Raw genomic sequence first — 24,930 nt, 5'->3', positions numbered from 1 at the left:
TCACACCGCCAGATAGGCGTCGCGGATCTCGGGATTGGCCTCGAGGTCCGCCATGGTGCCGGAGAAGCGGATGCGCCCCTTCTCGATGATGTAGGCGCGGTCCGAGATCAGCTTGGCGAAATGCAGGTTCTGCTCGGAGATGACCACCGAAAGCCCCTGCTTCTTCATGGCGAGGATGGCGTCCGCCATCTGCTCGACGATCTTGGGCGCGAGGCCCTCGGAGGGCTCGTCCAGCAGCACGAGGGAGGGGTTGCCCATGAGGGTTCGGCCGATGGTGAGCATCTGCTGCTCGCCGCCGCTCATCTGCCCGCCGAGGCGCTTCTTCATCTCGCCGAGGTTGGGGAAGAGCGTGTAGAGCTGCTCCGGCGTCCAGGTGGCGACGCCCGGCCGCGGCGGCTGGCGCCCCACGGAGAAGTTCTCCTCCACCGTGAGGTGGCTGAAGATGCGCCGGTCCTCCGGCACGTAGCCGAGGCCCCGCCGCACGATCTCATAGGTGGGCAGGCGGGACACGTCCGCCCCGTCGAAGCGCACGGTGCCGGAGCGCTGGGGCACGAGGCCGACGATGGAGCGGAAGGTCGTGCTCTTGCCGGCGCCGTTGCGCCCCAGCAGCGCCACCACCTCGCCCGCGCCGATCTCCATCCCCACGTCGTAGAGGATGTGGGCGGGGCCGTACTGGCTATTGAGATTGGAGACTTCGAGCTTCATGCGGAGGCCTCCTCGTCGTGCCGCGCGTCATAGAGCAGGCCCTCGCCGAGATAGATGGCGCGCACCTGCGGGTCGCGGCGCACTTCGGCGGGCGTGCCGCGCGCGATCAGCTGGCCGCGATTGAGCACCATCACCGCGTCGGCATGCTCAAACACCACGTCCATGTCATGCTCGGTGAACAGCACGCCGATGCCCTTCTCCCGCGCGATCTCGGCGGTGAGGCGCATCAGCTCCACCCGCTCGCGCGGCGCCATGCCGGCGGTGGGCTCGTCCATGAGCAAAAGCCGCGGCTGGTTGGCGAGGGCGACCGCCAGTTCCAGGCGCTTCAGATCGCCGTAGGCGAGCTCGCCGCATGGCCGCTCCGCCTGGGGAATGAGGCCGACGAGACCGAGCAGTTCGTCCGCCTCCGCGCGGAAGGCCGCACCGGCGAAGCCGAACACACGTGCGATGTGGCCGTGGAAAGAGAGGAGCGCCACCTGCACGTTTTCCCGCACCGTCATGGAGGCGAAGGTGGCGGTGATCTGGAAGGTGCGGCCGACACCGAGGCGCCAGACGGCGCGGGGCGGCAGGCCCTTGATGTCCTTGCCGTCGATGCGCACCGTGCCGGCATCGGGCGGGATCTGGCCGTTGAGCATGTTGAAGCAGGTGCTCTTGCCCGCTCCGTTGGGGCCGATGAGGGCGAGCAGCCGGCCCGCCTCCAGCGTGAAGGACACGCCGCGCACCGCATGGACGCCGCCATAGGACTTGGCGAGGTTCTCGACTTCCAGCAGGGGGCTCATCGCGCGGCCTCCGCATTGGTGGCGGCCGCCGGGGCCTCGGTTGCCGGGCCGCGCCGGCGATGGCGCAGGTCCTCGATGAAGCCCACCACTCCCTTCGGAAAAGCGAGCACGATGACCACGATCACCCCACCCAGCACCAGCTTGGAGAGGTCGGTCTGGCTCATAAGCCAGATGGCCAGGGCCTTGTACAGCACCGCGCCCACCACCGCGCCGGACACCGTCTCGATGCCGCCGAGCAGCACCATCACCAGGCCGTCCACCGAGGTCGGAATGCCCATGTAGTCGGGAAACACCGAGCCCTTGAGAAAGGCGAACAGCGCGCCGGCCACCCCCGCGAAGGTCCCCGCGACGACGAAGGCGGCCCACTGCATGCGCTGGCGGTCGAGGCCGATGGCTTCCGAGCGCAGCGCGCTGTCGCGCACCGCCCGCAGGCCGTAGCCGAAGGGCGAGAACACCAGCATGCGCAGCAGGCCGACGCCGACGACAGCGACGGCGAGCGTGAGCCAGAAGAAGCCCGGCGGGCGCGAGGCCCAGCTCGCCGGCCAGATGCCCAGCATGCCGTTGTCGCCGCCGGTCACGTCCACCCACTGGAAGGCGACGGACCAGGCGATCTGCGCGAAGGCCAGCGTCAGCATGGCGAAATAGACACCCGAGAGGCGCACGCAGAACCAGCCGAACAGCACCGCCCCAGCGAGGCCCAGCAGCGGGCCGACGACGAGGGCCGCCTCCATGGGCGCGCCCAGAAACTTCACCATGAAGGCCGCGCCATAGGCGCCGAGGCCGAAATAGGCGGCATGGCCGAAGGAGGCGAGGCCACCCACCGTCATCATGAAGTGCAGGCTCGCCGCGAACAGCACGAAGATGAGGATCTCGGCGCCCACCGTGAGCGCGTAATTGCCGAGGAAGAAGGGCATGGAGGCCACCGCGGCCACCGCCACGGCGACCGCGATGCGCTCGGCCTGGGTGAAGGGACGCCACGGGCGGATGGTGATGCCCGCGGCGGCGCGGGGCGCGCTCTCCGGCTTGCCGAACAGGCCCCAGGGTCGCACCACCAGCACCACCGCCATCACCAGGAAGACGGTGATGAGCGAGATCTGCGGCAGGATGAGGATACCGAAGGCGTTCAGCTCGGCCACGATGATTGCGGCGACGAACGCGCCCGTCACCGAGCCGAGGCCGCCGATCACCACCACCACGAACACCTCCACGATGATGGAGAGGTCCATGGCATGGGTGACCGTGGTGCGCGGGATCTGCAACGCGCCGCCGAGCGCGGCGAGGAAGACGCCGAGGGCGAAGACGCCGGTGAACAGCCATTTCTGGTTCACGCCCAGCGCCGCCACCATCTCGCGATCCTGCGTCGCCGCCCGCACCAGCACGCCCCAGCGGGTGTGATGGAACAGCAGCCACAGGGCGCCCAGAACCACGGGGCCGAGGGTCATGAGGAAGAGGTCGTAGCTCGGCACCATGCGGCCGAACAGGCTGACAGCGCCGGTGAAGCCGGGGGCGCGCGGGCCCAGCAGGTCTTCCGGCCCCCAGATCACCACCACAAGGTCCTGCACCATCAGCGTTACGCCGAAGGTGGCGAGCAACTGGAACAGTTCGGGCGCGTGATAGATGCGCCGCAGGAGCACCATCTCCATCAGCGCTCCGAGGAGGGCGACGAAGGCCGAGGCGGCAAGGATGGCGCCCCAGAAGCCGAGCGGGCCGACAAAGCGTGTGGTGAGCGTGTAGGCCACATAGGCGCCGAGCATGTAGAAGGCGCCGTGGGCGAAGTTCACGATGCGCGTGACGCCGAAGATGATCGACAGGCCCGACGCCACCAGAAACAGCGACGCGGCGCTGGCGAGCCCGCTCAGGGCCTGGACCAGGAGAAATTCCACAGCTCTTGCCTCTCGTTCACCGTCTGGACGTGTCGATTTTCTTTAGCCGCCACCTTGGGCCGCTGCCGTCGAGGGCGGAGGCCGTCCTCCCCTCTCGCGTGGAGGAGAGGGGAGGAAGGAAGCGGGAGCGGCGACAGGGCGGGTCCCGGATGCCCGAGGCCATGCCCCCTCACTTTGCGCCCTTACTTTGCCCCCCTCACCCTATCCTCTCCCCCTGCGGGAGAGGGTTCACGCGGCAGCGTCATGCTCCGCTCTCGCGCCTCGGCCGACTGGAGCGAAGCGGAACGAGAGCCGTGGCCCGGCGCACCTTGTCGCCGAAGGCGGCCGCATTTCGCCGCACAGCTGGGCTTTGCCGGCTTCGCCGACCTTTCCCCTGGGCCCCGGATCGGCGCTCCACCTGCGGTGTCGCTGGTCCGGGGAACCGTTTCACAAAGGCCGAGGTCTCAGTTCGCCGGGCGCAGCTTCGCCGCTTCGGCTTCGGAGGGCAGGTAGTCGGCGCCGGGCTTGAACTGGAAGTTCACCATTACGCCCTGCCCGTCCTTCTGCGAGGTCGTGCCGATGTATGCGCCGAGCGTCGACTGGTGGTCGGCCGCGCGGTAGACGATGTCGCCGAAGGGGGTGGAGACCTTGAGGTTCTTCATCGCCTTGAGAAGGCCGGCCGTGGAATGGTCGTCGGTGGCCTTCAGCACCGCGGCGATGGACTTCACCGTCGAGTAGCCGACGATGGAGCCGAGGCGCGGATAGTCCTTGTTCAGCTGCTGGTAGGCGTCGAGGAAGGCCTGGTGCTCGGCGGTCTTGATGCCGTACCAAGGATAGCCGGTGACGATCCAGCCCTCGGGGGTCTCGGTCTTCAGCGGGTCGAGATATTCGGGCTCGCCGGTGAGATAGCTCACCACCGCGCGGTTCTTGAAGATGCCGCGGGTGTTGCCCTCGCGGACCAGCTTCACCAGATCGCCGGCGAAGGTGGCGTTGAGGATGGCGTCGGGCTGGGCGGCGTCGATGGCCTGCAGCACCGGGCCGGCGTCGATCTTGCCGAGCGGGGGCCACTGCTCGGCCACAAACTCCACGTCCGGCTTGCGCTTCTTCAGAAGCTCCTTGAACACCGCAACGAAGGACTGGCCGAACTCATAGTTCGGGGCGATGGTCGCCCACTTCTTGGCCGGCAGCTTCGCCGCCTCCTCCGCCAGCATGGCGGCCTGCATGTAGTTCGAGGTGCGCAGGCGGAAGGTGTAGTCGTTGCCCTTCGACCAGACGATGGCGTCGGTGAGCGGCTCGGCGGCGAGGTACATCACCTGCTTCTGCTTGGCGAAGTCGGCCAGCGCGAGGCCGACGTTGGAGAGGAAGCCGCCGGCGATCATCACCACGCCGTCACGCGACACCAGCTCGTTGGCGGCGGTGAGGGCGTCGGCCGGCTTGCCGCCGTCGTCCTTGGAAATGATGACGAGCTTCTTGCCCTTGATGCCGCCGGCGTCGTTGATCTCCTTGAGCGCCAGCTCCATGCCCTTGCGATAGGGCTCGGTGAAGGCGGGCAGCGACGAGTAGGAATTGATCTCGCCCACCTTGATCTCGCCCTGCTGCGCCCTCGCCCCGCCGGCGGCGAGGAGGAGGGCGGCGAGCGATGCCGCGAACAGCTTCTTCATGTCCATTCCCCTTCTGGTTTTCCCACTGTTCCCATACGCGCCGGCAAGCGGGCCGATTATCTCAGCCCGTCCTCGCCCTTGATGTCGTCCTTCTTCAGCCCACCCACCCGCGGCAGCGGACGGCCGGAATCGGTGACCGCCACGGCGACCACGATCTCGTTGGCCCTTGGCGCGTCTGAGACGGAAACGATCATTCCGTCGAAATGGCTGCGCACGAAGGCCGCATCCTTTTGGCCGAGGGGGATGTCCAGCTCCGCCCCGAGGCCGCCCCGCCGCTTGGACGAGGGGATCAGCGCCGCGCCCTTGCCGAGCACCGCGCGCACCGGCGTGCCCATCTTGGGATGGAGCAGCGCGGCCGCGTGCTCCAGTTCGCCGTTCTCGCCCACCAGCGCGGCCTTGCCGTAGCTCTCCGCGGCGGGTCCCTCGATGCCGAGGGCGTCCACGGCCTTCCGCGCCAGCAGCCCGCCCAGCTCCTCGCCGGTGGCGATGAGGTCCGAGAGGTCCTCCACATAGGTGCCGGCGAAGGGGTTCTCGATCACCGCGATGGCCGCGGCGCGGCGGGTGGGCGGGGAGACCGGGCGGCCCATCTCGGTCCGCGTCTCCTCGACGATGGTGATGATCTTGCGGATCTTCGCGCTCATCGCAGGCCGTCCTCGCCCTTGATGGCGTCCGCCGCGAGGCCGCCGACGCGGGCATGCACGCGCGGCCCGCATGTCATGACCAGGATGAGGGCGATCTCGTCGGCCTTGGGGGCGTCGGAGACGCCGATCTCCATGGCGTCGAAGTGCGAGCGCACGTAGGAGGCGTTCACATGGGTCACCGGCACGTCGAGCCGCGTGCCCGGCCCGCCCACCTTCTTGGTGGAGGGCACGATGGCCTTGGCATCGCCCAGCGCCTCGCGCATGGCATAGCCGCCGGGTACGTGCCAGAGGGCGCCGTGCTCGATCTCGCCCGCCGCGCCGACGATGGCGCCCTTGCCGTAGCCGTCGATGGTAGAGGCATCGCCGCCGAGGGCGGCGAGGAGTTCCTTCGCCATGGAGACGCCGAGGGGCGTCAGATCGTCCATGAAGCCGGCGATGTCTTCCACGTAGCGTCCGGCGAAGGGGTTGGCGATCACCGTCACGATGGCACCCCGCTTGCGGGGGGCGGTAGCCACCGGCCCGCCCTCGTGGAAGATCTCTTCCAGGATGCGGACCTGCTTGCGGATCTTGACCTCAGGCATGGACGACGCCTCTTTCTTCTTGGACGGCAAGGGAGAGTGGAAGCACCGATCCCGGGAGGCCGTCCGCCCGGTCGGTGGAAACGCTGCGGCCCTGGAGATGCAGCGCGGCGGCACAGATGAGGCCGCGGGCCACCAGAGCGGTGGCGCAGGAGAGCCCCTCCTCCAATGCCGCGTCGCGCTCGGCGGGGGTCAGCTCCGGAACATGGCGCGTCACCTTCAAAAGGCCGAGGTCGCTGTCAGGCAGCACCTCGCGCGCCGGCAGGCGGACGATCCCGGGGTGGCCGGGCAAGTTGACGGCATTGGCGATGACGGTCGCCGCCGCATCGGCCGCCGCTGCCGTGGGCGCGAGCACCGTCACCGCATCGGCGATCCCGAGGGAGAAGCTGCGGCCGCGCCAGCCCGAGGTGGCGATGCCCCGCACCGGGCCTTCGGACGCGAGCCGCGCGGTGCCCACCATGCGGGGCAAATCCGGCCGGTCCACCAGCCCGGCCGTGAGCGCTGTACCGGGGGCGAGGTGGAAGGCGATGTCGCCGCCATTGTTGACGAAGGCGCGGGCGAGGCCGGGCCGCACCATGGCCGCCAGAACCTCCTCCGCCACCGCCCCGGCGACCGCCGCCATGGGGGTGATGAAACCGGCGCGCGCATGGGGCGACACCGCCGCCCACATGCGACGCGCCACCGGACCCTGAAGGGGGCAGGGTCCGGGATGGGCCGGCCGGCGCAGCAGCGCCAGTTCCTCACATAAAAGGTCGAGCAGGCCGGTGAGGCGCTCCGCGGCGGCGCGATAGGCCGCCTCCACCGCATCGGGCGCGCCATGGGCCTCGATCACGAGGTCGATGGGACCGTCGTTGAGATGCAGCCGCCGCCCGCCGGCGAGCAGCATCGCCTGCGGCCGACGGCGCTGGGTCGCCATGGGCGGAACCGGCGGTGGCGCTTCTGGCGCGCGGAACATGGCTCAGCTCCACGACCGGGCCGCGAGCGGCCAGGGATTGTCAGAGAACGGCGCCACTTCCCGCACGCTTTCGCGCTCGAGGATGGAGGCGGCGGGCCGCACGTGGTCCATGTGCCCGCCGAGCGCCGCATAGGCCTCCAGCGGCAAGGTGAATTCGATGGGCGCGACGAGCGCCGGGGTCGGCACGTAGCCGAAGCCGTTCTCGGGCACCCGCGTCACGTCCACCATGAAGGTGATGCCGCCGCCGGGCCACACGAACACCGGCGCACCTCCGCAGGTGACGCGGGTAATGGCGTCCTTCACCGAACGGGTCAGCCGCACCGGATTTTCGGTGACGCCGGCCCGCAGCGACCCGCCGGCTCCGGCCATGAACAGCACGGACGACAATGCGGGCTCGCAGTTCTCGCGGATGCGCTCCACCGAGGGGGCGAGGTCCACCGGCATCTGTGCTTCCTGCGGCACCAGGTTCTCGTCCAGAACGTAATAGCCGTGATGCTCGCCGGTGGTGGAGACGAGCAGCAGCCGCAGGCCCGGCCATGCGGTCTTGGGATCGAAGGGGCCGAGGATGGACAGCGGATCGGAGATGTTGGTGCCGCCCCAGCCGAGACCCGGCTCGGCCACCTGGAAATAGCGCCCGGGGGTGGAGCGGCGGCCCTTCATGCGGATGCCGCTGTCGGGGATGCCGAGCAGCTTGCCGGCCTGATGCTCGGAGAGGACGCCGGTGATGTGGTCGTCAACCACCACCACCTCGTCCACCTTGCCTTCCCACTGGCGGGCGAACATGCCGATGGTGGCGGAGCCGCAGCCCACCCGCATGCGCTCTTCCTGCGAGCCGTTGACGATGGGCGCGTGGCCGGCCTGCACGATGAGGCTCGAGCCCTCGTCGATGCTCATCTCCACGGCCTTGCCGTTGCACAAATCGAGCAGCGCCTCGCAGGTGAGGCGGCCTTCCTTCTTGGAGCCGCCGGTCAGGTGGTGGACGCCGCCCAGCGACAACATCTGCGAGCCGTACTCGCTGGTGGTGACGTGGCCCACCGGCTCGCCGGCGACCCGCACGGTTGCCTGCTCGGGGCCGATGTAGCGGTCGGTGTCGATCTTCACCTTCACGCCGGCATAGCTGAAGATGCCCTCGGTCACGACGGTGACCATGTCGACGCCGTTCACCTCGGCGGAGACGATGAACGGGGCCGGCTTGTAGTCGGGATAGGTGGTGCCGGAGCCGACGGCGGTCACGAAGGTTTCGCCGTCGCCGAGAATGCGCCCGTCCCAGTCGCCGCCGCGGTCGAAGGGCACCACCTTGCCGCCCTGGGCGAGGGTGCGGTCGAGGACGATGTGGGGATCGACGCGGATGAGTTCGCCGTCGCGGTTGGCGTAACGATCGCAGGCACCGGTCAGGCCGGGCTTGATGTAGCACATGACCGGGCACGCATCGCAGCGGATCTTGTCATCCGGGGCCGAGGTGCGGGCAGGAGTGTCGTGAGCCATCTGGGCCAGCTCCGCCCCGGAGCGTCCGGGGGTTCCGATTTCATATGTACACTAATGAAAAATGACCCGGCCCCGGTGTCAAGCACAAGGATAGGGCACGCCGCCCGAAGAGGCAGCAGTACTGCCCTTGTCCTTTGAACTGCAACGTTTACGGCCCGCCGGCATGCCTCCGGCGGGGGCTATTCGCGCCTGCGTTTTGTGCGCGGTGCACGCTTGACGGCAGTTTATTAGTATAGAAACAATCTACCCGAGTTTTGGCTGCGCGAGCCCTGCCCTCCGGCCGGGCTTGCGCGCAGAGGCGCAGCGGTCCCCTCACCATGTCCGCGTCCATCCTACTCCAGGTCAACGGGAAGGCCCATGCCTTCGCGCTGCCGCGCGAGACGCCGCTGATCTACGTGCTGCGCAATGACCTTGAGCTCAACGGTCCCAAGTTCGGCTGCGGCCTCGGCGAATGCGGCGCCTGCACCGTGCTGCTGGACGGCGTCGCCGCCCGTTCCTGCGTGACCACCCTCGGCACCGCCGAGGGCCGCGCCGTGACCACGCTGGAGGGTCTCGGCACGCCCGACAAGCCGCACAAGGTGCAGGCGGCCTTCATCGCCGCCCAGGCGGCCCAGTGCGGCTACTGCCTCAACGGGATGATCATGACGACGGTCGCCCTCCTCGCCCGCAATCCTGCGCCTTCGGAGGAGGAGGCGCGCGCGGCGCTGCGCTACAATCTGTGCCGGTGCGGCACCCATGTGGAGATTCTGCGGGCCGTGCTCGCGGCGGCCGAAGGCGGCACCACGCCGTGACCGAGCCGCGCCCCGATCCCTCGGCCCTCCTCGCCGCGCGCGGCAACCTCGCCATCCTGCGCCCGGCGCAGGCAGTGCATGGGCTGGTGGCCAGCGCCGCGCCGCCTGCGGACGCCCTCGACCTCTTTCTGATCGTGGACGACACGGGCGCCGTCACCGCCTTCAACGGCCATGTGGACCTCGGCACCGGCATCCGCACTGCGCTGGCGCAGATCGTCGCCGAGGAGCTGGACGTGGCGCTGGAGCGCGTCACCATGGTGCTCGGCCATACCGGCGTCGCGCCCAACCAGGGCGCCACGATCGCCTCCGATTCCATCCAGGTGTCCGCCCGCCCGCTGCGTCATGCGGCGGCGCAGGCGCGCCTTCATCTGCTGGCGCTGGCGGCCGATGCGCTGGGCCTTCCGGCGGAGCGGCTGGAGGTGGAGGATGGCATGGTCCGCCCGCGCGACGGCGGCAATGCCGGCATCTCCTATGCCGACCTTCTGAAGGGTCGCGCAGACCGGCTGATGCTGCGGCAGGATACGCCGCTCAAGCCCGCATCGGCCCACCGCGTCATCGGCCAGCGGGTGCCGCGGGTGGACATCCCGGCCAAGGCGACGGGGACCTTCACCTATGTCCACGACGTGCGCGTGCCCGGCATGCTGCATGGCCGCGTGGTGCGCCCGCCCTATGCCGGCATCGACGCGGGCGAGTTCGTCGGCCGCAGCCTGCTGAAGGTGGACGAGCACTCGGTGGCCGAGATCGCGGGCCTGGTGGCCGTCGTCTCCATGGGGGATTTCGTCGGCGTGGTGGCCGAGCGGGAGGAGCAAGCCGCCGAGGCCGCCCGCCGCCTCAGGGTGGAGTGGAAGCCGACCCCCACCCTGCCCGATCTCGACCGGGTGGAGGATGCCCTGCGCGCCGTGCGCAAGCAGAAGACCCGCACCCTGATCGAGCGCGGCGACCCGGACGGCGCCCGCGCCGACGCCGCGCAGGTGCTGGACCGCACCTATGTGTGGCCCTACCAGCTGCACGCCTCCATCGGGCCCTCCTGCGCCGTCGCCGACGTGCGGGAGGATGGCGCAACCATCTGGGCCGGCACGCAGAATCCCTATCCACTGCGCATGGACATCGCGCTGCTGCTGGGCCTTGCGGAAGAGACCATCGACATCGTCCGCTTCGAGGCCGCCGGCTGCTACGGCCGCAACTGCGCTGACGATGTGGCGGCCGATGCCGTCCTTCTCTCCCGCGCCGTAGGGCGCCCGGTGCGGGTGCAGCTCACGCGAGAGCAGGAGCATGCGTGGGAGCCCAAGGGCGCCGCCCAGCTGATGGACGTTAAGGGCGGCATCACGGCCGACGGCACGCCCGCGGCCTACGATTTCACCACCCGCTACCCGTCCAACGCCGCGGTGACGCTGGCGCTGCTCCTCACCGGCCGGGTTCCGGCGGACAATCCCGTCTACGAGATGGGCGACCGCACGGCCATCCCGCCCTATGCCTACGACCACATGCGTGTGGCGGTGGACGACGTGGCGCCCATCGTCCGCGCGGCATGGCTGCGCGGCGTCTCGGCGCTGCCCAACAGCTTCGCCCACGAGAGCTATGTGGACGAGCTGGCGGCCGCCGCCGGTGTCGATCCCGTGGACTACCGGCTGCGCCATCTGCACGACCCGCGCGCTGCCGAGCTGGTACGCGCCACCGCCGCCCGCGCCGGCTGGGAGAAGCGCACCGCGCCGCGGATGGAGGTGGTGGAAGGCGACGTGGTGCGCGGACAGGGCTTTGCCTATGCGCTCTATGTCCACTCCAAATTCCCCGGCTACGGCGCCGCCTGGTCGGCCTGGGTGGCGGATGTGGAGGTGAACCGGGCAACCGGCGACGTGGCGGTGAAGCGCGTCACCGTGGGCCAGGATTCCGGGCTGATGATCAATCCGGCCGGCATCGAGCACCAGATCCACGGCAACGTCATCCAGTCCACCTCCCGCGCGCTGAAGGAGCAGGTGACGTTCGACGAGACCGCCGTCACCAGCCGGGAATGGGGCGCCTACCCCATCCTCACCTTCCCGGAAGTGCCGGTCATCAACGTGGTGCTGATGCCCCGGCCGGATGATCCGCCCCTCGGGTCGGGCGAATCCGCCTCGGTGCCCAGCGCGGCGGCCATCGCCAATGCCATCTTCGACGCCACCGGCGTGCGCCTGCGCGAACCGCCCTTCACGCCCGACCGCGTGCGCGCGGCGCTCGCCGGGGAGGCACCGCCGCGACCGGTCCGCGAAAGGAAGCGCCGGCCTTGGCTCGCCATGGCCGGGGCTGCCGTCGCCGGTGCCCTGGGTGGGGCGCTTGCCCTCGGGACACTGGCACTGCCCATCCGCGGCGCCATCGCGCCCATCGCCCCGCCGTACCCCGCCGGTTTCTCGGCCGAGATGATCGAGCGCGGGCGCATCCTCGCCGCGCTGGGCGATTGCGCCGTCTGCCACACGGCGGAGGGTGGCATCGCCAATGCCGGCGGGCGGGCGCTGCATACGCCGTTCGGCACGATCCATTCCACCAATCTCACACCGGATGTGAAGACGGGGATCGGCGGCTGGTCCTATGCCGCCTTCGAGCGGGCCATGCGCGAGGGCATCTCCCGCGACGGGCGGCACCTCTACCCCGCCTTTCCCTATACGGCCTTCACCCGCATGGGCGATGCCGACATGCAGGCGCTCTACGCCTTCCTCATGGCGCAGGCGCCGGTGAAGGCATCGCCCCCCGACAACCGCCTCACCTTCCCCTTCAACATCCGCCCGCTGATGGCCGGCTGGAACACCCTGTTCCTGTCGCCGGGTCAGCTGGAGGCAGATGCGGGCCGCTCGCCGCAATGGAACCGCGGGCGCTATCTCGTGGAGGGGCTCGGCCATTGCGGCGCCTGCCACACGCCGCGCAACCTGCTCGGCGCGGAGAAGACCGGCACGTCCTATCTCGCCGGTGGCTTCGCAGACGGCTGGGAGGCACCCGCGCTCACTGCCCTGTCGCGGGCCCCGGTGCCCTGGACCGAGGACGAGCTCTACACCTATCTGCGCACCGGCTTCTCGCGCTTTCACGGCACCGCGGCGGGGCCGATGGCGCCGGTGGTGGCGGAGCTGGCGCAGGTGCCGGATGCGGACATCCGCGCCATGGCCGTCTATCTTGCCTCCTTCGCCCCGCCGGCCATCGCGGATGCGGCCGCGACCGCCGCCGCGCTGGAGGCTAAAGCCGAGGCTTCGCTGAGGCCCATGGATACGGTGGGCGGGCGCCTCTTCGCCGGCGCGTGCGCCGCCTGCCATGCGCCCGAGGGGCCGACCCTGTTCGGCGCGCGCCCGTCGCTGGCGCTCAACACCAACGTTCATGCCGCCCGGCCGGACAATCTGATCCGGGTGATCCTGGAGGGCATCCCGAAGCCCGCCGCCCCGGCGCTGGGCGACATGCCGGCCTTCCGCGACAGTCTCGACGATGCGCAGGTGGCCGACCTCGTGCGCTACATGCGCGCCAAATTCGCCCCAGATGCGCCGGCGTGGGAGGGGCTCGAAGCGCGCGTCGCGCGGCTGAGGACGATGCCGACGCAGTGAGGCGTTCGTCTGGACCAGAAGCGTCTTTCTGTCCCTCGGACATTCTCTCTCCGCGACGGGGAGAGTGAGCCGCGGTTTCTTCACGGGCCGATCCCTGCGCGTGCACCGCGCCGTTGCTCAAAAAATCCCTCCACCCTGCCCAAAACTCCCGCAGCGCGACCGCCGGAACCCGTTGACAGCCCTCGCCGGCCGACTCTATTTTCATTTGTACACAAACAATATGCCGAGGGCGGCCCATGGCCTATGTCGTCACCGAGAACTGCATCCGCTGCACCTATATGGATTGCGTTTCGGTGTGCCCGGTGGACTGCTTCTATGCCGGTGCCAACATGCTGGTGATCCACCCGGACGAATGCATCGACTGCGGCGTTTGCGAGCCGGAATGCCCCGCCGCGGCCATCCTCCCCGACAGCGATCCGCGCGCCGCCGACTGGACCGCCGTGAATGCCGACTACGCCGCCCAATGGCCCAACATCACCGTGAAGGGCGAGCCGCCGGCCGATGCCGACGCCTGGAAGGACACGCCGGAGAAGCGCGCCCTCCTCTCTCCCGATCCCGCGAACCTGTGATCCGACCGAACCTTCCCGAGACCGCCATGAGCAATTTCTTCGAGGAGCAGGTGCTCAGCGTCCACCACTGGACGGACCGCCTTTTCAGCTTCACCACCACCCGCGACGCCGGCTTCCGCTTCCGCACCGGCGAGTTCACCATGATCGGCCTGAAGGTGGACGGCCGTCCGCTCCTGCGGGCCTATTCGGTGGTCAGCCCAAGCTGGGCCGACACGCTGGAATTCTTCTCCATCAAGGTGCCGAACGGCCCGCTGACGTCGCGCCTCCAGCACATCCGCGTGGGTGACGCCATAACCGTCGGCCGCAAGGCGACCGGCACGCTGGTGCTCGACAATCTCCTGCCCGGGCGCAACCTCTATCTGCTCGGCACCGGCACCGGCCTTGCGCCCTTCCTGTCCGTGGTGCGCGATCCCGAGACCTACGAGCGCTTCGAGAAGGTGGTGCTGGTGCACGGCTGCCGGCACGTGGCCGACCTCGCCTATGAGGACCTCATCACCCGCGAGCTGCCGGAGCACGAATTCCTCGGCGAGGAGATCCGCGCCAAGCTCATCTATTACCCCACCGTGACCCGCGAGCCCTTCCGCAACCAGGGCCGCATCACCGATCTCCTCGCCAGCGGCCGACTGAGCGCGGATGCCGGCCTTCCCCCCCTCGATCCGGCCGGCGACCGCATCATGATCTGCGGCTCCCCGGCGATGATGGCAGACCTCAAGACGCTGCTCGCCACCCGTGGCTTCGAGGAAGGCAACAGCGGGGAAGCGGGCCACTTCGTCATCGAGAAGGCGTTCGCCGAGCGCTGAGGCAAAATTTCCCGGCCCCGGTTCCAAGCCGCCGGGTCGGAGCCTAGACTTCGTATGCCTGCAAACAAAGGGCCCTCGTGCCGCGCGCGTGTCGGCGGCCGGCCTTTCGGAGACGCGATTATGGCCCACGATGCCCCCGCTGCCGACGGCGGCCCCACCAAGCTGGTGATCCGCAACATCGGCCTCCTCATCAGTGGCGACCTCGAAAGGCCGATCCTCGACGCCGACACCGTGGTGGCGCAGGACGGGCGCATCACCGCCATCGGGCGCGAGAAGGACGTGGACACCGAGGGCGCCACCACCCTCATCGACGCGAACGGCACCACCCTCACCCCCGGCCTCATCGACAGCCACGTCCATCCCGTCGCGGGCGACTGGACGCCGCGCCAGAGCCAGATCAACTGGATCGATTCCTCCCTCAACGGAGGCGTCACCACCATGATCTCCGCCGGCGAGGTGCATTACCCGGGACGGGCACGGGACGTGATCGGGGTTAAGGCGCTGGCCATCACAGCCCAGCGCTCGTTCAACGCCTTCCGGCCCTCGGGGGTGAAGATCCACGCCGGCGCGCCGGTGATCGAGAACGAGATGGTGGAGGACGATTTCCGCGAGCTCGCCGCCGCCGGCGTGAAGCTTTTGGGCGAAGTCGGCCTCGGCGGCGTGAAGGACGGGCCCACGGCGAAGAAGATGGTCGGCTGGGCGCGCAAGTACGGCATCCAGTCCACCATCCACACCGGCGGCCCCTCCATTCCCGGCTCCGGCCTCATCGACAAGGACGTGGTTCTGGAGGCGGACACCGACGTGGTGGGTCACCTCAACGGCGGCCACACCGCCTTACCGGACGACCAGATCCGCTGCATCTGCGAGGGCTGCAAGCGCGGGCTGGAGCTGGTGCACAACGGCAACGAGCGCTCCGCCCTCTACACTCTGCGCATCGCCCGCGAGATGGGCGATCTTCACCGCGTCATCCTCGGCACCGACGGGCCGGCGGGATCGGGCGTTCAGCCGCTCGGCATCCTGCGCATGGTCTCCATGCTCTCCTCGCTCGGCGACCTGCCGGCGGAACAGGCCTTCTGCCTCGCCACCGGCAATACGGCGCGCATGCGGGCGCTGGACTGCGGCATCATCGAGGTGGGCCGGGCGGCGGACTTCGTGCTGATGGACAAGGCCCAGCATTCTCCCGCCGTGACGCTTCTGGACAGCGTGCGCCTCGGCGACCTGCCGGGCGTGTGCATGACCATCATCGACGGCGTGGTGCGCACCCAGCGCTCGCGCAATACCCCGCCGGCCGAGCGCATGCCCGTGGTGGTGAAGGGCTGAGGCGGGGCAAGCGTCAGAGCGGCGGGGGCGCGGGGACCTGCGCCTTCGGCTGGCGCAGCACCATCAATACGCCCACCAGAACCAGGGCGACACCCGCTGCGGCCGTCAGCGTCCAGTGGTAGTCCTCGAACAAGGTGGAGAGCGCCAGCGCCACCAGCGGAAACAGCACCGTTCCGTAGCCGGCGCGGTTGGCGCCGATGCGCCGCACCAGCATGTTGTACACGGGAAAGCCGGCCAGCGTCTGGACCACCACCAGCATGGCGAAGGAGCCGAGGTAGCGCGGCGTCCATTCCACGGTGAAGGCCGCGCCCCGTATGAGAGCGACCGCCAGCAGCACGACGCAGCCGTAGGTGAAGCCCCACATGGTGAGCGAAGCGATGGAATAGCCGCGCCGGCCGGCGACGCCCGTGAGCAGGCTGCCGAGGGCGAAGAAGACAGTGCCGGCGAGACCGAGCGCCAGGCCTTCTCCCGCGCCATGGATGCCCCGCCCGTCGGCGAGGCTGGGGCCGAACACCAGCGCCAGCCCGATGATGCCCGCCGCCGCTCCGCCCAGGACCTGCCGCCGCAGTCGCACGCCGAGGAAAAGGGCGGAGAAGACGGGGATGAGGATGGCCGAAAGGGAAAAGATCACCGACATGAGGCCGGACGGCAGGTGATAGCCGGCGTAATAGAAGCTCAGGAAATTGGCCGAGAACAGCGTGGTGCCGAGCGCCGCGAACAGCACATGGTCGCGCCACCCGAAGGCGATCCGTCCACCGGTGGCGAGGGTGAACGCCAGCATGGCGAGGGCTGCGATCAGGAAGCGCCACAGGCCGGAGACTTCCGGCGCCACCACGCCCAGCTGCAGTTTCAGCGGGAACCAGCCGGTTCCGAAGATGAGAATGCAGATGGCATAGAGCACGAGGTCGCGCGGGCCGAGCGGTCCGTCGGTGCGGGGATGGTGGGGCTGCATGAGAGCGTCCGGGAGGGAGGCCCACCCTAGGCAGGCGCTTGGCCCGCCGCAACGCGCGCGGTCGTAGACCGAAGCGGGCGGATGCGCAGGGCCAGGCAGCCTCGGCCGGCTGAATGCCGGCCCATGCTGGGCTGGCGGCGCACGGGCCGGCGCGCCCATGTGGCACACGCAGGTCTGGCCTGCGCGAAGATCATGTCGTTTGCCTGCGGAGCGGGAGAGGCCTCAGTAGGCCAGGGTCTTGAAAACCGGCTCGACCGAGCCGTTCCACTCGCCGTGGTAGAGCTCCAGAAGGGTTTCCGCCGGGCAGCGCCCCGTGAGGACGGTCTCTTCCAGGGGTTCCAGGAAGCGCGTCTCGTCGCGGCCGAGCCGGTCGTGGAAACCGCGGCGCCGCAGGCCGTCCTGCGACAGCTGAAGGGCGGCGCGGGCCACGTCGCGCAGCGGCCGCCCGCCGATCTCGGCCTTGAGCGCGAGGGTTGGCACATCGTCCCTCAGCTTCTGGCGCTCCTCGGCGGTCCAGTCCTTCACCAGCTCCCAGGCGGCGTCGAGGCTGTGCGAATCATAGAGCAGCCCCACCCAGAAGGCCGGCAGGGCGCAGAGTTTCGCCCAGGGGCCGGCGTCGGCGCCGCGCATCTCCAGGAAGCGCTTGAGGCGCACCTCGGGGAAGATGGTGGAGAGGTGGTTGATCCAGTCGGAGAGGGTCGCGGTCTCGCCCGGCAGCAGCGGATGGCGCCCGGCCAGGAGGTCGCGGAACGAGGTGCCGGCCACGTCCACGTAATGGTCGCCGCGCTTCACGAAATACATGGGCACGTCGAGGGCGTAATCCACATAGCGCTCGAAGCCGAATCCCTCCTCGAAAGCGAAGGGCAGCATGCCGGACCGGGCGTTGTCCGTGTCGCGCCAGATTTCCGAGCGGAAGGAGAGGAATCCGTTGGGCTTGCCCTCGGTGAAGGGCGAGTTGGCAAACAGCGCGGTCGCCACCGGCTGGAGCGCGAGGCCGACTCGCATCTTCTTGACCATGTCGGCCTCGGACGAGAAGTCGAGGTTCACCTGCACGGTGCAGGTGCGGAACATCATGTCCAGGCCGTGCCTGCCCACCTTGGGCATGTAATTGGCCATGATCTTGTAGCGGCCCTTGGGCATCACCGGCGTCTCGGTGCGCGTCCACTTGGGGCTCATGCCGATGCCGAGGAAGCCGATGCCCAGCGGCAGCGCCACCTCGCGCACCTGGGCGAGATGGGCGTTCAGCTCGGCGCAGGTCTCGTGGATGGTGGAGACCGGCGCGCCGGAGAGCTCAAACTGCCCGCCGGGCTCAAGCGAGATGGCCCCGCCTCCCGTCACGTCGGCGAGGCCGATGATGACATCGCCCTCCATGATGGGCTCCCAGCCGAGCAGGGAGCGCATCCCCTCCAGCAGCTTGCGGATGCCCTTCGGCCCCTCGTAGGGCACGGGCTCGTGGCGGCCGAGGGTAAAGGGGATCTTCTCGTGCTCCGTTCCGATACGGAACGCACGCTCCGGTTTGGACCCCTGCTCCATCCAGGCGACGAGTTCGCCGCGGTCGGAAATCGGGGTCGCGTCGAGCGTGTCGCGGGCCATCAGAAATCTCTTCGAGAGAAAGGGCGCGAGACCATACACGGCACCTCGGCCAAGGCAAGCAAAGGGGGCGGGGGAAAGCGGAGGTAGGCGAGGCGGGAAGAATTTCCACCCGACGACGGCGGATCAGACGGGCGGTGTCGGATGGGCAGCAAGCGGGGCAGGTCGCCGGGACCCGCCGCGCTGGCGTGGCGAAGCCCAAGCCTCGATCAGATGGTGACGGGATTGGCTTTCGCAACCGCATCGAAGGCCTGGAGCAGCGCGATCATCTCTTCGAGGCGCGCGAGCGGCACCATGTTCGGCCCGTCGGAGGGAGCCTTGTCCGGGTCGGGGTGCGTCTCGATGAACACCGCGGCGACGCCCACCGCCACGGCGGCGCGGGCGAGCACCGGCACGAACTCGCGCTGGCCGCCGGACGAGGTCCCCTGCCCGCCCGGCTGCTGCACCGAGTGGGTGGCGTCGAACACAACGGGCGCGCCGGTGGTCTTGGCGAGGATCGGCAGGCCGCGCATGTCGGAGACAAGGGTGTTGTAGCCGAAGGAGACCCCGCGCTCCGTGACCAGCACCCGGCCGTTGCCGGCGCCGGTCAGCTTGTTGACCACGTTCGCCATGTCCCACGGCGCGAGGAACTGGCCCTTCTTCACGTTCACCACCCGGCCGGTGCGGGCGGCGGCGACGAGGAGGTCCGTCTGGCGGCAGAGGAAGGCGGGAATCTGCAGCACGTCCACCACCTCGGCGGCGGCGGCGCACTGGTCGATCTCGTGCACATCGGTGAGCACCGGCAGGCCGAGGCTCTCGCGGATTTCGCCGAACACCGGCAGCGCCGCCTTGAGCCCGAGGCCCCGCTGGGCAGCAAGGGAGGTGCGGTTGGCCTTGTCGAACGAAGTCTTGAACACGAGGCCGATGTTGCGCCGCTCCGCGATCTCCTTGAGCGCAACGGCGACCTCCAGCGCGTGGGCGCGGCTCTCCATCTGGCAGGGGCCGGCGATGAGCGCCAGCGGCAGGGCGTTGCCGAAGCGCACGGCGCCCGCTTCCACGACGGAATCAGGCGTGACGGGGGGCGGTGCGGCATTCATCGGCATCATCCTCGGATCGCGTCGCCAGACGGACCGGCGGCGCGCCAAAATAGAAGGTTCGCCAGGGCGTGACCAGCTTGCGGCCTCAGGCGGGCTCCGCCACGGAAGGCGCACCGGGTCACCCCCTAGCAGAGATTTTGGGCAAGAGAAGGCTCGGGCCCCTACCCTTCACCGGCGTTGAGCTCGAACACGAGGGTCGCGCCGAGCGCCGCGCGCGGGGGCACCACCACGATGCCTTCAATGGCCTCTTCCACCATGCGGCGGGCGGCCAGCGCCCGCCGCAGGTCCGGCGCGCCGGGCGTGGCGAAGCGCACGGCCGCGATCCGCAGCCCCTCGCCGCCCGGCGCCGGGACGCCGTAGCGCTCGGCGAAGAGACCGCGGGACATGAGATCCACCCCACCGCGCGGGGTGTGCGCCACATACCACTCGTCGAGGGCGCGGCGGACCGGGCAGCCGGTGAAGCTTTCCAGGAAGGCCTGGTGCCGCGACGGCGCATCCGCCACCAGCACCACGCCAGCGACGCCGGTGACCTGGTTGGAATGGCGCTGCAGGTCGGCGGACCAGAAATTCTCCGGCGTCAGCTGGGTGCAGGTGAAGGCGCCGAAGTCCGGGCTCTGCGGCTCCCGCGCGAAGGCGAGGCGGAAGCCCACCTCCACCTCCTGCCCGTCCGGCCGGCGCGCCTTGCGGGCAAAATCGAAGATGTCGAACCCGCCGAAGCCGTCGGCATCGAACACCGCCTTCTCGTTCACCGCGTCGCTGCCCTCGAGCGCCAGCATGGCGAGGCCCTCGCCGTGGTTCGCCAGAAAGCGCTGGTTGAAGGCTCCGAACGACAGGGAGGTCTCGGTATCTGGCGGGATCTTCTGCGGCTCCACGATCTGCAGCAGCTCCATGAAGAAGCCGGGCGTCTGGACGATGCGGTTTTCGGTGCCCCAGGGGTGGCGGTTGCGTGGACCCACGTTGAAGCCGAGCAGATCGTAGATCTCCCCTGCTGCGTCGAGATCGCGCACGAGATGGACCACATGGTCGAGGCCGCGTTGCATGGCTGCTCCTCTGGCCGGCGCCGGCGCAGGGCTTCTCCAAAGGGGGAAGCACATCACGGCGGCGTTGTCGCAAGGATTTGACACGGCAGCCCGGGCCGGGTGCGCGCATCGCTCGATCGGATGGGCGCATCCCCAGCGGCCCGGCCGGAGCTTAAAGCGCTACCGTCCGGATTGGAAACACCTCGGCCGTGAAAAGTCGCCGGCCTCAGACCAGCCGGCTCTGCTCCATGGCTGCGCCGATGAAGGCGGCGAATAGCGGATGGGGCTCGAACGGCCGCGATTTCAGCTCGGGATGGAACTGCACGCCGATGAACCAGGGGTGGGCCGGATATTCCACGATCTCCGGCAGGAGGCCGTCGGGCGACATGCCCGAGAACTTCAGGCCGTGGTCCTCCAGCCGCTCGCGATAGGCGGTGTTGACCTCATAGCGGTGGCGATGGCGCTCGGAGATGTCGCGCCGGCCGTAGACGCCCTCCACCCGGCTCTCCGGCTCCAGAACAGCGTGGTAGGCACCGAGGCGCATGGTGCCGCCAAGGTCGCCGGCGGAATTGCGCCGCTCCAGCTCGTTGCCGCGCAGCCACTCGGTGAGCAGACCCACCACCGGCTCGGAGGTGGCGCCGAATTCGGTGGAATTGGCCTCGCGGATGCCGGCGAGGTTCCGCGCCGCCTCGATCACGGCCATCTGCATGCCGAAGCAGATGCCGAAATAGGGCACCGAACGCTCGCGGGCGAACTGCGCCGCGCGGATCTTGCCTTCGGCGCCGCGCTGGCCGAAGCCGCCCGGCACCAGGATGCCGTGCACATGCTCGAGGAAGGGCGCGGGATCCTCGCGCTCGAAGGTCTCGCTCTCGATCCAGTCGAGATTGACCTTCACCTTGTTGGCGATACCGCCGTGGGCGAGCGCCTCGATGAGGGATTTATAGGCGTCCTTCAGGCCCGTGTACTTGCCGACGATGGCGATGGTGACCTCGCCCTCGGGGTTGCGCACGCGGCCCTCGATGTCGGTCCAGCGCCTGAGATTCGGCGCGGGGGCCGGCTCGATGTTGAAGGCGGCCAGCACTTCCTTGTCGAGGCCCTCGGCGTGGTAGGCGGAGGGCACCGCGTAGATGTTGTCCACGTCCCGCGCCTCGATCACCGCCGTCTCGCGCACATTGCAGAAGAGCGAGAGCTTGCGCCGCTCCTCGCGCGGGATCTCCCGGTCGGTGCGGCACAGCAGGATGTCCGGCTGGATGCCGATGGAGCGCAGTTCCTTCACCGAATGCTGGGTCGGCTTGGTCTTCAGCTCCCCGGCCGAGGGGATGTAGGGCATCAGGGTGAGGTGGATGAAGATGGCGTGGCCGCGGGGCAGCTCGTTCTTGAGCTGGCGGGTGGCCTCGAAGAAGGGCAGGCCCTCGATGTCGCCCACCGTGCCGCCCACCTCGATCAGAACGAAGTCGAAGCCCTCGTTGCCGTCGAGCACGAAGTCCTTGATGGCGTTGGTGACGTGGGGAATCACCTGGATGGTGGCGCCGAGATAGTCGCCGCGGCGCTCCTTGGTCAGGATGTCCTGATAGATGCGGCCGGTGGTGATGTTGTCCTGCTTCGTCGCCGGATGGCCGGTGAAGCGTTCGTAATGGCCGAGGTCGAGATCGGTCTCGGCCCCGTCATCGGTCACGAACACCTCGCCGTGCTGGTACGGGCTCATGGTGCCGGGGTCGACGTTCAGATACGGGTCGAGCTTGCGGAGGCGGACCGTATAGCCGCGCGCCTGGAGGAGAGCTCCCAACGCGGCGGAGGCGAGGCCCTTGCCCAGGGAAGACACGACGCCGCCGGTGATGAAGATGTAGCGCGCCATGGGCCTCGACCTTACCTCGTGCAAACACGATTCGGCGAGGGCGAAACCGGGGACGGCTTCGCCTCGCCTGTGGAGAAAGGACGTCGCGGCCGAAGCCGCGACGGCTCACTGGGACTGCGGAACCTGAGGACCCGACGGGGTCGCGGGAGCGGCCGGAGCCGCGGGAGCGCCGCCCTGCGGAGCCGCACCACCCGGCGCCGGGGGCCGGATCTGGTCGAGGATGCTGCCGCCGCTCTGCGGTACCTGCGGGCCACCCTGGCCCTGCTGCGCCGGCGGCAGAATGGAGCGCGGCGCGCGGCCCCAGGTGGCGACGATGGTCAGCGCCAGCGAGGTGATGAAGAAGATCACGGCGAGAATGGCGGTGGCGCGGGTGAGAAGGTTGGCGGAGCCGCGGGCGCTGAAGAAGCCGCCGCCCGAACCGCCGCCGCCTCCGCCGATGCCGAGCCCGCCGCCTTCGGAGCGCTGGATCAGCACCACGCCGATCAGCGCGAGCACCACCATCAGGTGAATTACGATCAGAACCGTCTGCATGGAATCCATCACGTTCGCGCCAGAGCGGTGCCCCGGCGCGCAGGTCGCGGGTCTCCTACACGATCGGGGGGCGGGAGGGAAGAGCGGGAGGGTGGCGGCAGATGCGGCGCACCGCTGCGCCAAGGTAAAGGCTGCCTGACTTCACTCGATCGCCAGCAGCACCGCGGATGCAGCCGCGATCACCCAGACCGCCCCGCTGATCCTTTGCCAGCGGCCGGCGATGAGGTTCACCGCCACATAAGTGATGAAGCCGAGCCCGATTCCCGTGGCGATGGAGAAGGTGAAGACCACCGCCAGCGCCGTGGCGGCGGCGGGGAAGGCTTCGGCGGCGTCATCCCAAGGCAGGTCGCCCATGGCACCGATCATGGCGAGAGCGACCACTAGCAAAGCGGGCGCGGTGGCGTATCCGGGCACCGCCAGCGCCAGCGGCGCAAACAGCAGACAGGCGAGGAACATGAGCGCCACCACCACGGCGGTGAGCCCGGTGCGCCCGCCCGCCTCGATGCCGGCGGCGCTCTCGATATAGGAGGTGAGCGTGGATGTGCCCAGCGCCGAGCCGACGATCGCCCCGCCCGAATCGGCGATCAGCACCCGGCCGAGGCGGGGCACGGAGCCGTCCTCCCGCATCAGCCCGCCCTTGTAGAGGGTGGCGATGAGGGTGCCCATGTTGTCCAGCAGCACCAGCAGGAACAGGGCCGCGATCACCCCCGTCATGGACAGGCGCAGCACGCCGACGATGTCCAGCTGCAGGAAGGTGGGCGCCAGCGAGGGCGGCGCGGAGACGATGCCGGAGAAGGAAACGAGGCCGAAGGGCACGCCCGCCAGCGTCGCCGCCGCGATGCCGATGAGGATAGCGCCCGGAACGCCCCGTGCTGCAAGGCCGCTCATGAGCAGGAATCCGCCGCAGGCGATCAGCGTGGAAGGCGCGGCGATATCGCCGAGCGCCACCAGCGTGACCGGGCTCGCCACCACGAGCCCCATGCCCTTCAGGCCGAGCAGCGCCAGGAACAGGCCGATGCCGGTGCCCATGCCGAGCTTCAGCGACATGGGGATGGAATTGAGCAGCCATTCGCGCACCTTGAACAGGCTCAGCGCGAGGAAGAGCACGCCGGAGACGAACACCGCCCCAAGCGCTTGCTGCCACGGCACCCCCATGCCGAGCACCACGGTGAAGGTGAAATAGGCGTTGATGCCCATGGCCGGCGCGACGGCGATGGGATAGTTGGCGATAATCCCCATCATGGCCGAGCCGAACGCCGCCGAGAGGCAGGTGGCGGTGAAGGCCGCCCCGGCATCGATGCCGGCCTGGGCCATGATCTGCGGGTTCACCACGACGATATAGGCCATGGTGAGAAAGGTGGTGATGCCCGCCACCACCTCGGTCGGGATGGTGGTGCCGTGCGCTTCCAGCTGGAAGACGCGCTCGATCAGTCCGCGCATGTGAAGCCACCCTGCCCCTATCCGGGCAGAGGCTAGCAGCAACGTTCGCGCCGTGCAGGCGCTAATGCAGGTCCTTCGTGTAGACGAATTTCGGCATGCTCCAGCCGAAGCGCAGCGCCAGCAGGCGCAGGGTCAGGCCGGCGGCCATGGCGATGGCCATGGTGAGCGGCTGCGGCAGTCCGACGAGCGGCCCGGCCACGTAGAGCAGCCCCGTCAGGATCGAGACAGTGGCGTAAAGCTCGGCGCGGAACAGCAGCGGCACCTCGTTGCACAGCACGTCGCGCAGCACGCCGCCGATGCAGCCGGTGATCATCCCTGCGGCGATCACCATGATGACGGGCAGGCCGAGCCCGATGGCCACGTTGCAGCCGATGACGGTGAACACCACGAGGCCCACCGCATCGAGGAAGAGGAACACCTGTCGCAGATGGTCGACGACGCGGGCGAGGAAGACGGTGCCCAACGCCGCCCCGCCGGTGACGACGAGGTAGGAAGGGTGGGCGACCCAGGACAGCGGATAGTTGCCGAGCAGCACGTCCCGCACCGATCCGCCGCCGAGCGCGGTAACGCAGCCGAGCAGGAACACGCCCACCCAGTCCATCTCCCGCCGCCCGGCGGCGAGCGCAGCCGTCATGGCCTCGGCCACGATGGCGACGAGATAGAGGATGTGGAGCAGGGTCTCGGACGTAACGGCGGTCGTCAGGATCGGCCCCCGCGCAAAAACGCCGCCTGCCCCGGCAGGGACAGGCGGCAGCCTTTCGTGT

The 24,930-nt window shown here is 69.2% G+C and carries 21 protein-coding genes; 5 read left to right on the top strand and 16 right to left on the bottom strand.

Annotated features, from left to right (window positions below):
• The 8 genes from ABLE93_RS07060 to ABLE93_RS07025 all read right to left on the bottom strand — a co-directional run bounded on the left by ABLE93_RS07060 (window position 1) and on the right by ABLE93_RS07025 (window position 8,666).
• Complete coding sequence (locus tag ABLE93_RS07060; protein ID WP_348838944.1) at window positions 1–705, bottom strand: ABC transporter ATP-binding protein; 705 nt, start codon at window positions 703–705, stop codon at window positions 1–3.
• Window positions 702–1,484 (bottom strand): ABC transporter ATP-binding protein, encoded by a 783-nt coding sequence (locus ABLE93_RS07055; RefSeq protein ID WP_348838943.1) that lies wholly within the window; start codon window positions 1,482–1,484, stop codon window positions 702–704. The genes ABLE93_RS07060 and ABLE93_RS07055 overlap by 4 nt, the downstream gene beginning before the upstream one ends.
• Window positions 1,481–3,367 carry an ABC transporter permease gene (locus ABLE93_RS07050; RefSeq protein ID WP_348838942.1) on the bottom strand — a complete coding sequence of 629 codons (1,887 nt, stop codon included), beginning with the start codon at window positions 3,365–3,367 and terminating at the stop codon, window positions 1,481–1,483. Before ABLE93_RS07050 ends, ABLE93_RS07055 begins: the two co-directional genes overlap by 4 nt.
• A gap of 443 nt (window positions 3,368–3,810) precedes the next feature.
• Window positions 3,811–5,013, bottom strand: a complete 1,203-nt coding sequence (locus ABLE93_RS07045) for an ABC transporter substrate-binding protein (protein ID WP_510182983.1) — start codon at window positions 5,011–5,013, stop codon at window positions 3,811–3,813.
• Window positions 5,014–5,063: 50 nt separating this feature from the next.
• The gene (locus ABLE93_RS07040; protein WP_348838940.1) at window positions 5,064–5,648 is read right to left on the bottom strand and encodes an amino acid synthesis family protein; all 585 of its coding nucleotides are present in this window, start codon (window positions 5,646–5,648) and stop codon (window positions 5,064–5,066) included.
• Window positions 5,645–6,229, bottom strand: coding sequence for an amino acid synthesis family protein (locus ABLE93_RS07035; RefSeq protein WP_348838939.1), 585 nt, complete (start codon window positions 6,227–6,229; stop codon window positions 5,645–5,647). The genes ABLE93_RS07040 and ABLE93_RS07035 overlap by 4 nt, the downstream gene beginning before the upstream one ends.
• Window positions 6,222–7,181: a UPF0280 family protein gene (locus tag ABLE93_RS07030; protein ID WP_348838938.1), complete on the bottom strand. Its 960-nt coding sequence runs from the start codon at window positions 7,179–7,181 to the stop codon at window positions 6,222–6,224. Before ABLE93_RS07030 ends, ABLE93_RS07035 begins: the two co-directional genes overlap by 8 nt.
• A gap of 3 nt (window positions 7,182–7,184) precedes the next feature.
• Window positions 7,185–8,666, bottom strand: a complete 1,482-nt coding sequence (locus ABLE93_RS07025; protein ID WP_348838937.1) for a 6-hydroxynicotinate reductase — start codon at window positions 8,664–8,666, stop codon at window positions 7,185–7,187.
• A gap of 317 nt (window positions 8,667–8,983) precedes the next feature.
• On the opposite strand from ABLE93_RS07025, the gene ABLE93_RS07020 reads away from it, so the two are divergent.
• The 5 genes from ABLE93_RS07020 to ABLE93_RS07000 all read left to right on the top strand — a co-directional run bounded on the left by ABLE93_RS07020 (window position 8,984) and on the right by ABLE93_RS07000 (window position 15,703).
• On the top strand, window positions 8,984–9,457 hold the full coding sequence (locus ABLE93_RS07020; protein ID WP_348838935.1) for a (2Fe-2S)-binding protein: 474 nt from the start codon (window positions 8,984–8,986) through the stop codon (window positions 9,455–9,457).
• The gene (locus ABLE93_RS07015) at window positions 9,454–13,014 is read left to right on the top strand and encodes a molybdopterin cofactor-binding domain-containing protein (RefSeq protein WP_348838934.1); all 3,561 of its coding nucleotides are present in this window, start codon (window positions 9,454–9,456) and stop codon (window positions 13,012–13,014) included. The genes ABLE93_RS07020 and ABLE93_RS07015 overlap by 4 nt, the downstream gene beginning before the upstream one ends.
• A gap of 236 nt (window positions 13,015–13,250) precedes the next feature.
• Window positions 13,251–13,583, top strand: coding sequence for a ferredoxin FdxA (fdxA, locus tag ABLE93_RS07010; RefSeq protein ID WP_348838932.1), 333 nt, complete (start codon window positions 13,251–13,253; stop codon window positions 13,581–13,583).
• 26 nt (window positions 13,584–13,609) lie between these two features.
• Window positions 13,610–14,383 carry a ferredoxin--NADP reductase gene (locus ABLE93_RS07005; RefSeq protein WP_348838931.1) on the top strand — a complete coding sequence of 258 codons (774 nt, stop codon included), beginning with the start codon at window positions 13,610–13,612 and terminating at the stop codon, window positions 14,381–14,383.
• A 120-nt stretch (window positions 14,384–14,503) separates the two neighbouring features.
• Window positions 14,504–15,703: an amidohydrolase family protein gene (locus ABLE93_RS07000; protein WP_348838930.1), complete on the top strand. Its 1,200-nt coding sequence runs from the start codon at window positions 14,504–14,506 to the stop codon at window positions 15,701–15,703.
• Window positions 15,704–15,716: 13 nt separating this feature from the next.
• Here ABLE93_RS07000 and ABLE93_RS06995 read toward each other — a convergent pair whose 3' ends face one another.
• From ABLE93_RS06995 to ABLE93_RS06960, 8 genes are all read right to left on the bottom strand, one after another.
• Window positions 15,717–16,655, bottom strand: a complete 939-nt coding sequence (locus ABLE93_RS06995; protein ID WP_348838929.1) for a DMT family transporter — start codon at window positions 16,653–16,655, stop codon at window positions 15,717–15,719.
• 222 nt (window positions 16,656–16,877) lie between these two features.
• Window positions 16,878–18,248 carry a glutamate--cysteine ligase gene (locus ABLE93_RS06990; RefSeq protein WP_348838928.1) on the bottom strand — a complete coding sequence of 457 codons (1,371 nt, stop codon included), beginning with the start codon at window positions 18,246–18,248 and terminating at the stop codon, window positions 16,878–16,880.
• Between the two features lie 206 nt (window positions 18,249–18,454).
• The gene (gene kdsA / locus ABLE93_RS06985) at window positions 18,455–19,321 is read right to left on the bottom strand and encodes a 3-deoxy-8-phosphooctulonate synthase (protein ID WP_348838926.1); all 867 of its coding nucleotides are present in this window, start codon (window positions 19,319–19,321) and stop codon (window positions 18,455–18,457) included.
• 161 nt (window positions 19,322–19,482) lie between these two features.
• The gene (locus ABLE93_RS06980; protein ID WP_348838924.1) at window positions 19,483–20,361 is read right to left on the bottom strand and encodes a VOC family protein; all 879 of its coding nucleotides are present in this window, start codon (window positions 20,359–20,361) and stop codon (window positions 19,483–19,485) included.
• A 205-nt stretch (window positions 20,362–20,566) separates the two neighbouring features.
• Entirely contained in the window at window positions 20,567–22,195 is a 1,629-nt protein-coding gene (gene pyrG, locus ABLE93_RS06975; protein ID WP_348838923.1) for a CTP synthase, read from the bottom strand.
• Between the two features lie 105 nt (window positions 22,196–22,300).
• Window positions 22,301–22,726 carry a preprotein translocase subunit SecG gene (secG, locus tag ABLE93_RS06970; RefSeq protein ID WP_348838922.1) on the bottom strand — a complete coding sequence of 142 codons (426 nt, stop codon included), beginning with the start codon at window positions 22,724–22,726 and terminating at the stop codon, window positions 22,301–22,303.
• 141 nt (window positions 22,727–22,867) lie between these two features.
• A complete protein-coding gene (locus ABLE93_RS06965) occupies window positions 22,868–24,166 on the bottom strand; it encodes an NCS2 family permease (RefSeq protein WP_348838921.1) in 1,299 nt (432 codons plus the stop codon).
• Window positions 24,167–24,227: 61 nt separating this feature from the next.
• Window positions 24,228–24,869, bottom strand: a complete 642-nt coding sequence (locus ABLE93_RS06960) for a trimeric intracellular cation channel family protein (protein WP_348839344.1) — start codon at window positions 24,867–24,869, stop codon at window positions 24,228–24,230.
• Window positions 24,870–24,930 lie beyond the last annotated feature (61 nt).

It is taken from the genome of Xanthobacter pollutisoli (assembly GCF_040044995.1).
In the GTDB taxonomy this organism is placed as follows: Bacteria; Pseudomonadota; Alphaproteobacteria; order Rhizobiales; family Xanthobacteraceae; genus Xanthobacter.
This window is presented reverse-complemented; position numbering and strand designations above follow the sequence as displayed.